The organism is Paraburkholderia sp. MM5482-R2 (assembly GCF_050436125.1).
In the GTDB taxonomy this organism is placed as follows: Bacteria; Pseudomonadota; Gammaproteobacteria; order Burkholderiales; family Burkholderiaceae; genus Paraburkholderia; species Paraburkholderia tuberum.
Window position 1 is genome coordinate 2,313,224 of record NZ_JBNDLP010000002.1, and the last position, 13,163, is coordinate 2,326,386.

A 13,163-nucleotide genomic window follows, 5' to 3' on the forward strand; every position below is an offset into this window, starting at 1 on the left:
AACTGCGCGTGGATGTGCGACAAGCTGTTGAACTGCGTACGGACGCTCGTTGAGGACGTGCCGCTTGCAGAAGGGAAAACGCGTTCAATTCCGGTGAAGGATCATCCGAATTTGATCGTCGTGGCTTGGCGTGCAGGGAATGGGCGATGAGTGATCCGATCAATAAGGATCTGCGATTGCTTTTCCAGTGCTGCCCACGGAAGCACGATTTTCTGGACGCTTAACCCCGACTATCTGAAAGCGACAGGCGCCAAAGCATACCGATGAGAATCACTACGATACTGGTGGCGGCTATGGCCGCCCTATCTGGCAGCGCACATGCGGCTCAGTCTTACGACAGCTACGAAGCCTTGTACGTTGCCCAAGCGGGGGCAGTGTTTGGCGACCCGATCAAACGAAACGGTGACCCGACCGATCAAAACGCCGGCGTGGTCTATTCCTACCCAGGCGAGCCAGGCACTTTTATGAAGCTGCAAGCCAAACTGGAACGGAAAACGCTAAACATTGAGCTCTGGAAGGATCGCCTGGCAGTCGACGGCAAATCCTATCGCTTTGCGCACGCTACGACATTCCCCGGAGAGCATGTGTCGGAAATCTTTCCGCAATCAGCCAACGTATTCATTGCAGCGCGAACCGATACGCATCCGCCCTTACTCTGCGTGGAAGGGCACGGCAACGGTTCGGGCGAAGCCGGAAGTCGATACCGGCAGATCTCGCTGCTGGTCAACCCTCTAGCGCGCAAGCCGACGTTTCTTCATCTGCCGAGTTTACTTTCGTCATGTCGGGCCGTCGTGGCGACGAAGGAAGGGAAGCTTGCCTTTCCGAATAACAGTTACGTATTCGACGATGCACAGGCATCCCGCGTTGGCCTGTTAGTGTCGTACTACACGTTTAAGAATCAGCGATTTGTCCCGGTCCCGGCTCTAAAGCAACTCCGGCTCAAATTTACGCATCTAGAGATACCGTTTCAATTTTCCATTCAGGACGAGCACCAGGTATCGACGTTGCTATTCAACGAGATCAAATGATGGTGAAGCACCCGAACGCGCGGGATTGATCCAATGTCAACGTTCTATCAGCGCCCTTTAGGCTTAAAACTCGCCGACCACCTCATCGCAGGCAACTCAACCAGCCGATAGAACACATAGGCGGCCGGCACCGCGACCAGCATATAGCCGAACGACGGCCAGATCGACATCTGCAGCGACGAACGAAACAGCCACGCCGACAGCAGTACGAAGATCGGCAGATGGATCAGATACAGCGAGAAGCTGAAGTCGCCGACGCGCGACAGCAGGCGCGCTACTGCATCCGACCCGGCACGAAGCAGCGCGCGCACGCCGCCCGTTTCACGCCGGGGGGCATGACGTCCATCGAGCGCCTTGTACAGATAGCACGCGAAGCCGAGCGCCCATATCTGGAACGCGCCGTACTGGCCGAAGTGAAACGCGACGCAGCCTGCCGCGATCAATACCGCCGCGAGCACGTACAGCAATGCCGGCGCACGCGCCGCTTGCGCGCTGCGCGCTTTGGCGTCGGCGATCCACGCACCAAGCGTCCAGGAGAACCAGTACGACGTGAAGAACTGCAGATCGTGGCGCTCCAACCCGTACGCGGACGCAACGTTGATCGCGCCGACGAGCGCGAGCACGGCGCTCATGCCGATGCGCCGCCGCAGCGCGAACAGCAGCGGATAAATCGCATAGAACTGCACTTCGAGCGACAGCGTCCATAGCGCGCCGTTCGAGCCATACGTTTTACCCGCCACACCCTGCAGCGAAAACAGGTTGACCAGAAACGGATGCCAGCCGATGTCGCGAATCTTGTGACTGACGGGCGGCAATTGCAGGCTCAACGAATCGAGCGCGAAGGTCAGTACGAGCGCCGCGAGCAGCACCGGGTAGATGCGCGCGAAGCGCCGCAGCCAGAAGTTGCCTGCATCGAGCCGGTAAGCGGGATTGCCCGCGAGCCGCAGCGCGCCGCCGCGATGGATGCAGTAGCCGCTGATGACGAAGAACATCGGCACACCGGCCGAGCCCCATGCGATCGGAAACGTCAGATACGCGGCGAGACTACTGGGACTCAACGAATGTCCGACGCTCTGATGAAACGCCTGCATGCCGACCCACACGATCTGGCGGCAATGAAAGTAGGCGACCAGCAGCGCGGCGAAGCCTCGCATCGCGTCGATCGCGTGCTCCTTGCCGGCGCTATCGACACGCGCGTCGCTGCGCGCATGCGCCGTGGCCGGGTTTCTCTCCGGGCGCGGCAGCGGGGAGAGGGGCAGGGATGAGCCGGCGGCATCCAGTGCTGGGTCGCTCATACGCGGTCCTTATCTGAAGCGGAAAAAAGAAAAAATTGCGCGGAACAAGCCTTCGAGCGGGCGTCTTGCGCACCCGCGACGCATCCATCCTAGAGCACCGCAATCCTGAAAAATGATTAAAAAATTCCATTTCGCATTGAATCCGATATCGATTTTGTGACGAATTGTAATTGCGCGTCGACGTATGGCGTATCGAATTATTTATCGCTTTTGTCGTGCTAATTTAAAGCAAGGATTTTCTGACCCCGAGGTGAAGTCATGAACCTGCATTTACTGGCCGGCGTGGCCGTCCTGCTGATCCTGGTGGCCGCCTCCGCCTACCGCGATGCCTTGCGCAACGAGCCGATCCGTCGTTACCGGATGAACCCAGGCAAGCTGCCACCGGTCGACGAACAGGAATGACGTGCTGCCGAAGCCGGTCATCGGGTCGCCAGGCGACCCGTGGCAGGGGTCGTCCGAAAGGTAAGACTTTCGGATTTGCTCGATCACCAACTGGCAATGGATACGTAATAATTTCCTCAATTTGTCACAATATCCAATTGCGATTAATGCGTGAATTATCCGAATTAAATCGGAGAAAAACGCTTGCGTGAACCTCGCAGTTTTTCTGCTAGTCTTGCGCCGGCGTTGATTGGCCGCCAGGTCCGCGAACACACCAATTTCTAACCGATGTGGGAATGCCTACCATGCTGAAAGTCACCAAAGCCGTGTTTCCCGTAGCGGGCCTCGGGACACGATTCCTGCCGGCTACCAAAGCAAGTCCGAAGGAAATGCTGCCGATCGTCGACAAGCCGCTGATCCAGTACGCGGTCGAAGAAGCGATCGATGCCGGCATCACCGAGATGATCTTCGTGACGGGCCGCAGCAAGCGCGCGATCGAAGATCACTTCGATAAATCCTATGAGATCGAGTCCGAACTCGAAGCGCGCAACAAGCAGAAGCTGCTCGACCTCGTGCGCAGCATCAAGCCGGCCAACGTCGACTGCTTTTACGTGCGCCAGGCCGAAGCGCTCGGTCTCGGCCATGCGGTGCTGTGCGCCGAAAAACTGGTGGGCGACAGCCCGTTCGCGGTGATTCTCGCCGACGACCTGCTGCATAGCGCGAAGCCCGTGATGAGTCAGCTCGTCGATACTTTCAACCACTATCACAGCTCGGTGATCGGCGTCGAAACGATCGCGCGCGAGGACAGCCGCTCGTACGGCGTCGTCGACGGCCGCGAGTGGGAAGACAACGTGATCAAGCTGTCGGGCATCGTCGAGAAGCCAGCGCCGGATGAGGCGCCGTCGAATCTCGGCGTGGTGGGCCGCTACGTGCTGATGCCGACGATCTTCAAACATATCCGCGCGCTGAAGCCGGGCGCGGGCGGCGAGCTGCAACTGACCGACGCGGTGCAGTCGTTGCTGACCGAGGAGCAGGTGCTAGCGTATCGCTACTTCGGCACGCGCTTCGATTGCGGCAGCAAGCTCGGCTATCTGAAGGCGACCGTCGAATTCGCACTGCGCCATCCCGAGGTGAAGGCTGAATTCGAGGCGTATCTGCAAGCCTTTATGAAGAACGAAGCGTCAGGTGGCGAGGCGGCGCAATTGACGGCAGAAGCCGCGTGAAGTGACACGACCTGGAAGGAAAAACGGGCGCCGCATTGCACGGCGCCCGTCGTCGTTTCGGCCGGACGGCCTCAACCCTGCTTCTTCACCTCGAGCCGGAACTTGTGCAGCAACGGCTCGGTATATCCGCTCGGCTGCTGGCGCCCCTCGAAGACGAGCGCCTGCGCGGCCTTGAACGCGATCGTGTCGAAGCCGGGCGCCATCGGCTGGTAGAGCGGATCACCGGCGTTTTGCACGTCCACCACCTTGGCCATGCGCTTGAACGTCTCCTCGACGAGCTCGCGCTTGATCACACCGTGATACAGCCAGTTGGCGATGTGCTGGCTCGAAATACGCAGCGTCGCGCGGTCTTCCATCAGGCCGACGTTGTGAATGTCCGGCACTTTCGAGCAGCCGACGCCCTGGTCGATCCAGCGCACCACATAGCCGAGAATGCCCTGCGCGTTGTTGTCGACTTCGGCGCGGATTTCGTCGTCGCTCCATTGCGCCTTTTCGACGACCGGAATCGTCAGCAGGCCGTCGAGCAGTTCGTCGCGCACCGTCGCATAGTCGGTGCGTTCGAGTTCCTGCTGGACCGCCTGCACGTCGACCTGGTGATAGTGCAGCGCGTGCAGCGTCGCCGCGGTCGGCGAGGGCACCCACGCGGTGTTCGCGCCGGCCTTCGGATGGCCGATCTTCTGCTCTAGCATCGCGTGCATCAGGTCGGGCATCGCCCACATGCCCTTGCCGATCTGCGAGCGGCCGCGCAGGCCCGCGCTCAAACCGACCAGCACGTTGCTGCGCTCGTACGACGTGATCCACTTGCTCGACTTCATGTCGCCCTTGCGCATCATCGGGCCCGCTTCCATCGCCGAGTGCATCTCGTCGCCGGTGCGATCGAGGAAGCCCGTGTTGATGAACGCGACGCGCGCCGACGCTTCGGCGATACAGGCGAGCAGATTCACGCTGGTGCGGCGCTCCTCGTCCATGATGCCCATCTTGATCGTGTTGCGCGGCAGCTTCAGCAGGTCTTCGACGCGCGCGAACAGTTCGCTCGCGAACGCGACTTCGGCCGGTCCGTGCATCTTCGGCTTCACGATATAGATCGAGCCGGTGCGCGAGTTCAGCTTGTTCTGGCGGTCGCGCAGCGCGCACAGCGTGGTGATCACCGCGTCGAGAATGCCTTCCGGAATCTCGTGGCCGTCTTTTGTCAACACGGCCGGGTTCGTCATCAGATGGCCGACGTTGCGGATGAACAGCAGCGCGCGGCCATGCAGCTTGACCTGCGACTTGCCGTCGGCGCCGATGTATTCGCGATCGGCATTGAGCCGGCGCGTGAAGGTCTTGCCGTTCTTCGTGACCTGTTCGGTCAGGTCGCCGTTCATGAGGCCGAGCCAGTTGCGATAGAGCTGCACCTTGTCGTCGGCGTCGACGGCTGCGACCGAGTCTTCGCAATCGATGATCGTGGTGACGGCCGCTTCGACGACGATGTCCTTCACATGGGCCGCATCGGTCTTGCCGATCGAATCGTTCGCATCGATCTGGATCTCGACGTGCAGGCCGTTGTGCCTGAGCAGCACCGCCGACGGCGTGCTCGCGTCGCCCTGATAGCCGACCAACTGCGCGGGTGTCTTCAGCGCCGTGGTGCCGCTCTTCAGCGCGACGACCAGTTGGCCGTTCTCGACGCTATAGCGCGTTGCGTCCGCGTGCGAGCCGTTCGCGAGCGGCGCGGCCTGATCGAGGAACTTGCGCGCGTACGCGATCACGGCTGCGCCGCGCACCGGGTTGAAGCCCTTCTGCTTTTCCGCGCCGTCCGTTTCGGGGATCGCGTCGGTGCCGTACAGCGCGTCGTACAGGCTGCCCCAGCGCGCGTTTGCGGCGTTCAGCGCGTAGCGCTGGTTCGACAGCGGCACGACGAGCTGCGGGCCGGCCTGTCCGGAGATTTCGCTGTCCACGTGGTCGGTCGTGGCCTGGACGCTGGTGGGCACGGGCACGATGTAGCCGATGCCTTCGAGAAACGCACGATACGCGCGCAGATCCCGCACCGGGCCGGGATTGGCCCGATGCCAGTTGTCGAGTTCGCTTTGCAGGCGGTCGCGCTCGGCGAGCAACGCCCGATTTTTGGGCGCCAGCTCGTGCACGAGGGCGTCGAATCCCGACCAGAAGGCGGCGCTGTCGATTCCGGTGCCGGGCAGGGCTTCGGATTCGACGAACTGGTCGAGGTTGGCGGCGACCTGCAGTCCGCCGCGCGGGTTCATCTGAGTCATCGACTGCTCCATCTGTTATGGGACCGACGAGGGGGCATCGGTCCGCGTTGTGTCTCGGGATTGCTTTGGCGCTCGGCGCTTTACACGCCGAGCGCCTGAATGCCGGCTTTCGCGATCTGCGCATCCTGCTCCGACTTGACGCCCGACACGCCGACCGCGCCGACCACGTGGCCGTCGACGATCACCGGCACCCCGCCTTCGAGCGTGCCCTGCAGCGGTGCGCTGAGGAACGCGGTGCGGCCGTTGTTGATCATGTCTTCATAGACCTTGGTTTCGCGCCGGCCGAGCGCCGCGGTGCGCGCTTTTTCGGTCGCGATATACGAGGTGGAGGGCGCCGCGCCGTCGAGACGCAGCACCGCGAGCGGATGGCCGCCGTCGTCCGCGACGACGATCGCGACAGGCCATTTGTTCTTCTCGGCCTCCGCGCGGGCGGCATCGACAATGCGGGTCGTCTCGGCGACGGTCAACACGGGTTTGCTCAGCATAATGAATTTCCTGTCTCGGTGATGGGAAGGTGGCGTCTACAGCTTCTTTCGGTAACCGGCGACGCGGCGCTTCAGAAGATCCTCGGGGCTCCGTTGCAAGCTTCTTGCGGCTCTCCGGCGCGCGGCTGATCCGACGATTTTACTTCCGCGCGAGGCAGCGCGAAACGGCGGCCTCGCCAGGCGGCTCTGCCCGTGCGCTCGACAGTGCCGCCGCAACGCCACGCGCCGGGCGGTCCACAAGCGCGGCCTGGTTCAGAAATAACGAGGTAGACCAGCCGATGAGCTGGTTTTCGAAGCCTTCAATGCGGCCAGACAATGGTCGCGCCGCGAGCCGTAGCGGGGGCGACGGCTTCGGTTTATCGTCGGATGACAGCGGCCAAGCGAACGAGGCCCAGTTCACGCTTTCACGAGTGATCCAGACCCGCGCATGGGCGACGCGAACACCGCTTAGCCGCCCACGAACCAGTCGAAACCAGTGGAAGGCAGCCGAAACTGGCTGATACGCCCGAAGAAACGTTCGATCTGCGTTCGACCTGGATCAGGTCGGTTTCCCGCACTCGCCGACAATGAGGCCAACCGGGGCAGCAGCATTGACTATGATCGCGCTGTCAGTCCGGACCACACGATGACGGCTCGGCGGTGCGACCCAGTCAGCGATCGGGGCGCGTTGATGAATGGCGATCGCGGAGAAATCCTTGCAGCCAGTTTTCAGGGCGACGTCTGAGGTCGGGTGCGCGATGGCAAGGTGGGCGAAGCCCAAACATATTCCAGCGCATAGTGCAGGCAGCGTACGCATGGTGTGTCCTCCTTGTGCGAGAGAACCAGTAGAGTGCCAGTCAACTGTCTGTCAGCTTCGATCAGTGGGGCTCTGCAGCGATCAACCTTGCTCCGCGTCGGCAGTGGCGGATCGATCGTTGGCTCGTTGAAGGCACGACAGGCCTGGTACGCTTTCAATCTATGCAGTGGCGATTAAAGCAGGCTTAAAGGCTTTCCCCGTGCCGGCACGATGATCGCCCGTTCTCTCCACGGTGCGGGGACGCCTTGTGGCAGGTGCATGCTATCCATACGCTGAAGGCCCCGGCAAACGAAGAATCTCGCGGATGTGAGCGCCGATGGCCGACCCGCATTGCAGGGCCGCGGCGTCAATATCAATCGGACGATCCAGCAGTCCCGCCGAAAAGGGGTATCTGTTGAACCTGGAACTGCCCCAGCGCCCAACCGAATGACTCGATTTCCCGCTTATGCAGCATCGCGAGCTTCAACAGGCACCGCTCGCCTTTTTCCGTCAGGTGGACCTGCACGAGTCGCCGGTCGGAAGCGTCGGGGCGACGCTCGACGAGCCCGGCGGCTTCGCAGCGGGACACGAGCGCCGCGGTGCCGTTGGGCGCTGCCTGCAACCGTTCAGCCAGTTCGCCGATACTGGCCCAGGAGCGGTCGGGAAATCCCCTGACGTGAAGGAGCATCTGGTATTGCAGAGGCGTGACTCCTTCCGCGTGAGTAATTTCTTCCGAATACCGCAGGAACCTGCGTAACTGGTAACGGAATGCCGACATGGCTTCGAGATCCTGCTTGTTGGGCATGCCGACCCGGATGTGCGGTGATGTTTGCTTCACTTTGCTACCTGGTATTGCGTGACCCTAGCAGGAACTTCCCGCGTCCTCGACCGTATGCCGCGGCTATGCCTCCTCGCCTTTTTCATCCTGTCCGATCACGACGCTCGTCGACGACGCAAACATGTAACGCGGCACATCCAGATTCTGGGGCGCGGGTTTGTCTTTGAACACTCGACCGGCCAGGTCGTAAGTCGAGCCGTGACAAGGGCACAGAAAGCCCCCGGGCCAATCGTCGGGCAGACTGGGTTGCGGCCCGGGCTGGAAGCGGGGCAGCGGGGTGCAGCCGAGATGGGTGCAAACGCCGATCACAACGAGTATGTTGCGATGATCCGGGCGCGACCGGTATTCGTTGTTGCAGTAGGCCGGCAGCGGTATCGAGAACGGATGCACGGTATGCGGGTCGGCGACCATCGGGTTGGCCTTGAGCACGGCCGCCAGCATCTCGTTGGTTCTGTTGACGATGAAAATCGGCTTGCCGCGCCACGCCACGGTCATCATGCTGCCAGGCTCGAGTCTGCCGATGTCGGCGCTGACTGGCGCCCCGGCTGCCCTCGCACTCGCTGGCGGCGCAAACGAGTCGACAAAAGGAACGACGACCGCCACGCCTCCTATGGCGCCGACGGCCGATGTGGCGATGAGCCATCTGCGGCGGGTTTCGTCGAGAGGCTCGCTGGAACCGTTTTTCATGGCAAGCTCCGAGTCGGTTCGGTTGCCCATCGCGACTTTTCACGAGTACCGGTTACGAATGCACCACCGCGGTCGTCATGCGCCGGAAAGCCGGCGAATCGGATCGCGTGCGGCCAGAAAGGCGAAACGCCGGTCTACATCGACCACAGGAACACTTCATGCACATGCGACGACGGAGCGATATTCACGTCCCTGCGCTCCGTCTTGCCGTTATATGTGGCGCTCACGCTATACCGGCCGTGAGGCAGCGACGCCAACAGGAAAGGACCCTTTGCGGTGGTCTGCAATATCGTATTGCCGTGCATGTCGGATAGCGTCACCGGGATATTCGCAAGGTACTCGTTGCCGCTAGCCGCCTTGCCCGCAAACTCGAGCGTGAGTGGATACCTTGGCATGACCTCCTTGATAGCGGTGGATTGGCCAAGGCCGATCCCGCCGCTCAGGAACGTAACCTCACCCTCGTGCTGTACCGCGGGTAAAGGCTGAGTTGCCGCGAACGCGTATTGGACGCTTGCACTCAGTGCGAGTGCCGTCAAGCCAACTTTGACGATTGCGTGCTGGTTCATTTCGAGCTCCTCGTAAAGTGTGGCGATGAGGTACGCGCCGCCACTGCGCTGCCAGGGTCTATTTACATATATAAACAGACCCTAGCCCATGTCGATGGTGACGAACATGCGCTGTCCGTCGCGTTGGACCAATAGCGCGACCGCGTTACCGCTGTTCGCCGCTTTCCGCCGGAACTGGGCGGGACTTGCTACATGAGTGCTGTCGACCATCAGGATGATGTCTCCCGGTTCGATGCCGGCGAGCGCGCCGGCCCCCGTGCTTTTTTCGACCAGGACACCACCTTCGACACCTGCGTCGTGTCGCTCCTGTGCGGTCAAACCGCGCACGGTCAACCCATCGGGAGCTGCGACCTGCGCAATGGCCGGGATCTCGGCAGGAGTGGCATTCAGACTGCCAAGCGCGACTGTCGTATCGTGCGTGGCGTTATCGCGCCAGTACACGAGATGGACGGATGTGCCCGGTTTGAGATCGGCTACTGTGACGGGCAGTTGGGTCGAATCTGGAATATCAACGCCATTGATCTTCATGATGACGTCGCCTGGTCTGAGACCGGACCTGGCAGCCGGTCCTCGCGGGTCGACCGAGCTGACGAGCGCCCCTTGCGGCCTGTTCAGACCGAAAGATTGCGCAAGCGGCCAGCTGACATCCTGAATCGTGATGCCGAGGCGTCCGTGTTCCGCCTCGTGGTGCAGTTGCAACTGTCGGGCAACTTTCATCGCTTCATCGATCGGCAGCACGAACGCGGCTCCTTCAACGTCGCCGATCTCTTTCGTGACAGGCATTTCGATCCCAATGACGTTGCCGTTCAGACTGAACACCGGGCTGCCTGCATCGCCCGCATTTTCGGTCACGTCAGTCTGGATAAGCGGTACATACGACTCGCCTGGCAAAGCCCGCGACATGTTGCTGATGATGCCTGCCGTCACCGTGTCGTTCAGTCCATAAGGGGAACCGATCGAGACGACCCACTGACCGGCCTTGTTCGCGGACGGTGAGCCAATTTTGACTGTCGGCAGTTTGGTGGCGGGAATCTTGAGCAGCGCGATACCGCTCGCTGGGTCGTCGCCGACCACTTTGGCCTTGAACTTGCGACCGTCCTTTAGCGTCACGCTGATTCGGGTTGCTTTGGTTATCAGGCTGGAGTCGGTGAGAATGTATCCATCGGCGGCGATGATGAATCCAGAGCCGCTGCGCTGCGAAGCCAGGCCTGCCGCGCCAGGAGGGGCGTAGGCGAACTGCTGGAACTGCTGGGTAAAAGGATCGTCTTCGCTGCCGGCCGGCGGCCAGAGGGGAGTGAAGGTGGCGACGGGTTGAGCCGCTGTCACGCTGATATTGACGACTGCTTTGCCTTCTTCGCTGACGAGGCGCGAGAAGTCCGTCACTATCGCGGGCGCCGTGTCGTGGCCTGGAAGCCTGGCAGCCGGCACATTCGCGCCAGAGCTTACGTTGTTCGGAGGGGATTGCGCCATGCAGCCCGCGGACACCGCCACGGTCAGACATTCCACGATCAGGAAGTACTTGAGGTTGTCGCGTCGCATCACATGCCCCCCGACACGAGCAGTTGAGTCGGTTGAGTCGGAGTAACGCGTCTGTCCGATGCGCTCTCCATGCTGCTGTGATTCGACTCTAGGTCGCCACTTTTAAAACAAGCTTAAAAAAAGCCCGATGAGAGGGTCCGGCTCGCACGTCCACGTCAACGCTAATTTCGGTACTATACGGATCTACTTTCAGTCCCCGATTTTCGCCGGAACTGCGCTCCCGACCCGCGTGCAACCATGCCTACCATCAACGAACTGTTCGTCTATCCGATCAAATCCTGCGCGGGCATCGCGCTCACCGAGGCGCGGCTGTTGGCGACGGGCCTCGAATACGACCGCAACTGGATGATCGTCGATCCCGAAGGCGCGATGTTCACGCAGCGCGCGTATCCGCGCATGGCGCTGATCAAGGTCGAACTCGGCGCAGAGGATCTGATTGTCAGCGCGCCGGGCGTGCGTGAGCTGCGCACGCCGCTCGATGCCGCGCGGCTCGCCGCGGCACCCAGGGTCGCTACCGCGGTGTGGCGCGACGCGGCCTACGGGCTCGACACCGGCGCAGAAACGGCGGCCTGGTTCACGGAGTTCCTCGGTCTGCCCGCGCGCTTGCTGCGCTTCGATCCCGAGCGGGAACGCGTCGTCGATCCGGACTATACGGACAGCACGGGGGGCGCCACGACTTTTTTTGCCGATGGCTTTCCGCTGCTGGTGGTCGGCCAGGCCTCGCTCGACGATCTGAACGCGCGCCTGAACGGCAAAGGCGCACCGTCGATCAGAATCGATCGCTTCAGGCCCAATATCGTGCTCAGCGGCCTCGATGCCTATGAAGAGGACTATGTCGAGACACTCGCCGTCGGCGCGAATGCGGACTCGAGCGCGCGCGTCGAGTTACGGCTCGTCAAGCTGTGCACGCGCTGTCCGATGCCGACCATCGATCAGGCGCGCGGCGCGCCCGATCCCGACTGGCCGAACGAACCGACCGACACGATGCTCGGTTACCGAGTCAGCGAACGCTTCGACGGCGCGGTCACGTTCGGCAACAACGCGCTGGTCGCGAGCGGGGCGGGGGCCTGGCTGCGCGTCGGGCAGCAGGTCGACGCGGAACTCGGGTTCGGCGATTGATGGGATGAAAGGCGGGCGAGGCCCGCTTCGAGCGCCGATCAGGCTGCCCGCGCCATGGCCGACGCGGGTAGTGTTTGCCCATCTCGATTGCCGCGAGCTTCGCGTTCCCAGCAAGGCGCTTCGGCGCTCTCGCCAACCGCATTGCCCACCAGAATCACCGCCGGACTGCCGAAGCCGGCGCCGAGCGCATCGGCGGCGAGCCGATCGAGCCGCGTCAACAGGCGCCGCTCGCCGCCGCCGCCGGCCCACTGCACGACCGCGGCCGGCATTTCGGCCGGCAGGTGCGCGAGCAACGCAGCGGCGATGCCGTCGATGCGCCGCATGCCCATATAGATCGCGAGCGTCGTGCGCGTCGCGGCAAGGGCGCCCCAGTCCGGCTCGCCGTGATCTTCGGTGTGCGCGGTGACGAAGCTCACGCCGTGACAATGCCGCCGATGCGTGAGCGACATGCCGAGGCCCGCGGCGGCCGCGAAGCCCGACGAGATGCCGTTGACGATCTCGACCGCGAGGCCTGCATCGCGCAGCACCGCGAGTTCCTCGCCCGCGCGACCAAACAGCAGCGCTTCGCCGCCTTTGACGCGCACCACGTGCAGACCCTTCAGCGCATAACGCCGCATCAGCCGCTCGATGAACGCCTGCGGCGTCGAGCGGCAGCCGCCGCGTTTGCCGACGCGAATCACGCGCGCCTGCGGCGCGAGGGTCACGATGTCGGGATTCGCGAGGTCGTCGAGCAGCACGACGTCGGCGGCCGCGAGCGCCTTGACGGCCTTCAGCGTCAGCAAGTCGAGGTCGCCCGGGCCGGCGCTCAGCAGCGTGACCTTGCCGGTGTTGGTGTTCATGTTGGTGTCCTTATGCCGTTGGTTTCCGTTGGCCCGAAACGAAAACGGCGCCCGCCCGTGAAGATCACGAGGGGACGCCGTTGTCCATTGCATTGCCTGTCGACGGTTGAGTCTGCGCGTCGCGACGACGTTGTCGCGATGA

12 protein-coding genes are annotated in these 13,163 nt (G+C 62.3%); 4 read left to right on the forward strand and 8 right to left on the reverse strand.

All coding sequences use genetic code 11. From position 1 onward, the window contains the following. Window positions 1–263: 263 nt before the first annotated feature. Window positions 264–1,028, forward strand: coding sequence for a hypothetical protein (locus OKW37_RS13555; protein WP_429405936.1), 765 nt, complete (start codon window positions 264–266; stop codon window positions 1,026–1,028). 47 nt (window positions 1,029–1,075) lie between these two features. Here the strand turns inward: OKW37_RS13555 and OKW37_RS13560 are convergent, their stop codons facing one another. Next, window positions 1,076–2,323: an acyltransferase family protein gene (locus OKW37_RS13560; protein ID WP_429405934.1), complete on the reverse strand. Its 1,248-nt coding sequence runs from the start codon at window positions 2,321–2,323 to the stop codon at window positions 1,076–1,078. 258 nt (window positions 2,324–2,581) lie between these two features. Here OKW37_RS13560 and OKW37_RS13565 point away from each other — a divergent pair, with 258 nt between their 5' ends. Both OKW37_RS13565 and galU read left to right on the forward strand, forming a co-directional pair. After that, window positions 2,582–2,725: a hypothetical protein gene (locus OKW37_RS13565; RefSeq protein ID WP_008921966.1), complete on the forward strand. Its 144-nt coding sequence runs from the start codon at window positions 2,582–2,584 to the stop codon at window positions 2,723–2,725. Between the two features lie 284 nt (window positions 2,726–3,009). Next, the gene (gene galU / locus OKW37_RS13570; protein WP_184066584.1) at window positions 3,010–3,927 is read left to right on the forward strand and encodes a UTP--glucose-1-phosphate uridylyltransferase GalU; all 918 of its coding nucleotides are present in this window, start codon (window positions 3,010–3,012) and stop codon (window positions 3,925–3,927) included. Between the two features lie 71 nt (window positions 3,928–3,998). Here galU and OKW37_RS13575 read toward each other — a convergent pair whose 3' ends face one another. The 6 genes from OKW37_RS13575 to OKW37_RS13600 all read right to left on the reverse strand — a co-directional run bounded on the left by OKW37_RS13575 (window position 3,999) and on the right by OKW37_RS13600 (window position 11,063). Beyond that, a complete protein-coding gene (locus OKW37_RS13575; protein ID WP_429405932.1) occupies window positions 3,999–6,173 on the reverse strand; it encodes a malate synthase G in 2,175 nt (724 codons plus the stop codon). A gap of 80 nt (window positions 6,174–6,253) precedes the next feature. After that, window positions 6,254–6,658, reverse strand: a complete 405-nt coding sequence (locus OKW37_RS13580; protein WP_184003617.1) for a heme-binding protein — start codon at window positions 6,656–6,658, stop codon at window positions 6,254–6,256. 1,148 nt (window positions 6,659–7,806) lie between these two features. Beyond that, on the reverse strand, window positions 7,807–8,238 hold the full coding sequence (locus tag OKW37_RS13585) for a MarR family winged helix-turn-helix transcriptional regulator (protein ID WP_429408410.1): 432 nt from the start codon (window positions 8,236–8,238) through the stop codon (window positions 7,807–7,809). Between the two features lie 96 nt (window positions 8,239–8,334). Continuing rightward, on the reverse strand, window positions 8,335–8,958 hold the full coding sequence (gene petA / locus OKW37_RS13590; protein ID WP_429405929.1) for a ubiquinol-cytochrome c reductase iron-sulfur subunit: 624 nt from the start codon (window positions 8,956–8,958) through the stop codon (window positions 8,335–8,337). A gap of 134 nt (window positions 8,959–9,092) precedes the next feature. Continuing rightward, window positions 9,093–9,524, reverse strand: a complete 432-nt coding sequence (locus tag OKW37_RS13595) for a carboxypeptidase regulatory-like domain-containing protein (RefSeq protein ID WP_090804862.1) — start codon at window positions 9,522–9,524, stop codon at window positions 9,093–9,095. A gap of 81 nt (window positions 9,525–9,605) precedes the next feature. Beyond that, window positions 9,606–11,063 (reverse strand): trypsin-like peptidase domain-containing protein, encoded by a 1,458-nt coding sequence (locus OKW37_RS13600; protein ID WP_429405927.1) that lies wholly within the window; start codon window positions 11,061–11,063, stop codon window positions 9,606–9,608. 237 nt (window positions 11,064–11,300) lie between these two features. On the opposite strand from OKW37_RS13600, the gene OKW37_RS13605 reads away from it, so the two are divergent. Beyond that, window positions 11,301–12,182, forward strand: a complete 882-nt coding sequence (locus OKW37_RS13605; RefSeq protein ID WP_429405925.1) for an MOSC domain-containing protein — start codon at window positions 11,301–11,303, stop codon at window positions 12,180–12,182. Between the two features lie 38 nt (window positions 12,183–12,220). Here OKW37_RS13605 and cobA read toward each other — a convergent pair whose 3' ends face one another. Then, on the reverse strand, window positions 12,221–13,021 hold the full coding sequence (gene cobA / locus OKW37_RS13610; RefSeq protein WP_429405923.1) for a uroporphyrinogen-III C-methyltransferase: 801 nt from the start codon (window positions 13,019–13,021) through the stop codon (window positions 12,221–12,223). Between the last annotated feature and the right edge of the window lie 142 nt (window positions 13,022–13,163).

Bases quoted from the DNA above. Each gene is read 5' to 3' on its own strand.
- galU (WP_184066584.1), top strand. From the start codon at position 3,010: ATGCTGAAAGTCACCAAAGCCGTGTTTCCCGTAGCGGGCCTCGGGACA.
- cobA (WP_429405923.1), bottom strand. From the start codon at position 13,021: ATGAACACCAACACCGGCAAGGTCACGCTGCTGAGCGCCGGCCCGGGC.
- OKW37_RS13585 (WP_429408410.1), bottom strand. From the start codon at position 8,238: ATGCCCAACAAGCAGGATCTCGAAGCCATGTCGGCATTCCGTTACCAG.
- OKW37_RS13560 (WP_429405934.1), bottom strand. From the start codon at position 2,323: ATGAGCGACCCAGCACTGGATGCCGCCGGCTCATCCCTGCCCCTCTCC.
- OKW37_RS13575 (WP_429405932.1), bottom strand. From the start codon at position 6,173: ATGACTCAGATGAACCCGCGCGGCGGACTGCAGGTCGCCGCCAACCTC.
- OKW37_RS13600 (WP_429405927.1), bottom strand. From the start codon at position 11,063: ATGCGACGCGACAACCTCAAGTACTTCCTGATCGTGGAATGTCTGACC.
- OKW37_RS13580 (WP_184003617.1), bottom strand. From the start codon at position 6,658: ATGCTGAGCAAACCCGTGTTGACCGTCGCCGAGACGACCCGCATTGTC.
- OKW37_RS13565 (WP_008921966.1), top strand. From the start codon at position 2,582: ATGAACCTGCATTTACTGGCCGGCGTGGCCGTCCTGCTGATCCTGGTG.
- OKW37_RS13605 (WP_429405925.1), top strand. From the start codon at position 11,301: ATGCCTACCATCAACGAACTGTTCGTCTATCCGATCAAATCCTGCGCG.
- OKW37_RS13555 (WP_429405936.1), top strand. From the start codon at position 264: ATGAGAATCACTACGATACTGGTGGCGGCTATGGCCGCCCTATCTGGC.
- OKW37_RS13595 (WP_090804862.1), bottom strand. From the start codon at position 9,524: ATGAACCAGCACGCAATCGTCAAAGTTGGCTTGACGGCACTCGCACTG.
- petA (WP_429405929.1), bottom strand. From the start codon at position 8,958: ATGAAAAACGGTTCCAGCGAGCCTCTCGACGAAACCCGCCGCAGATGG.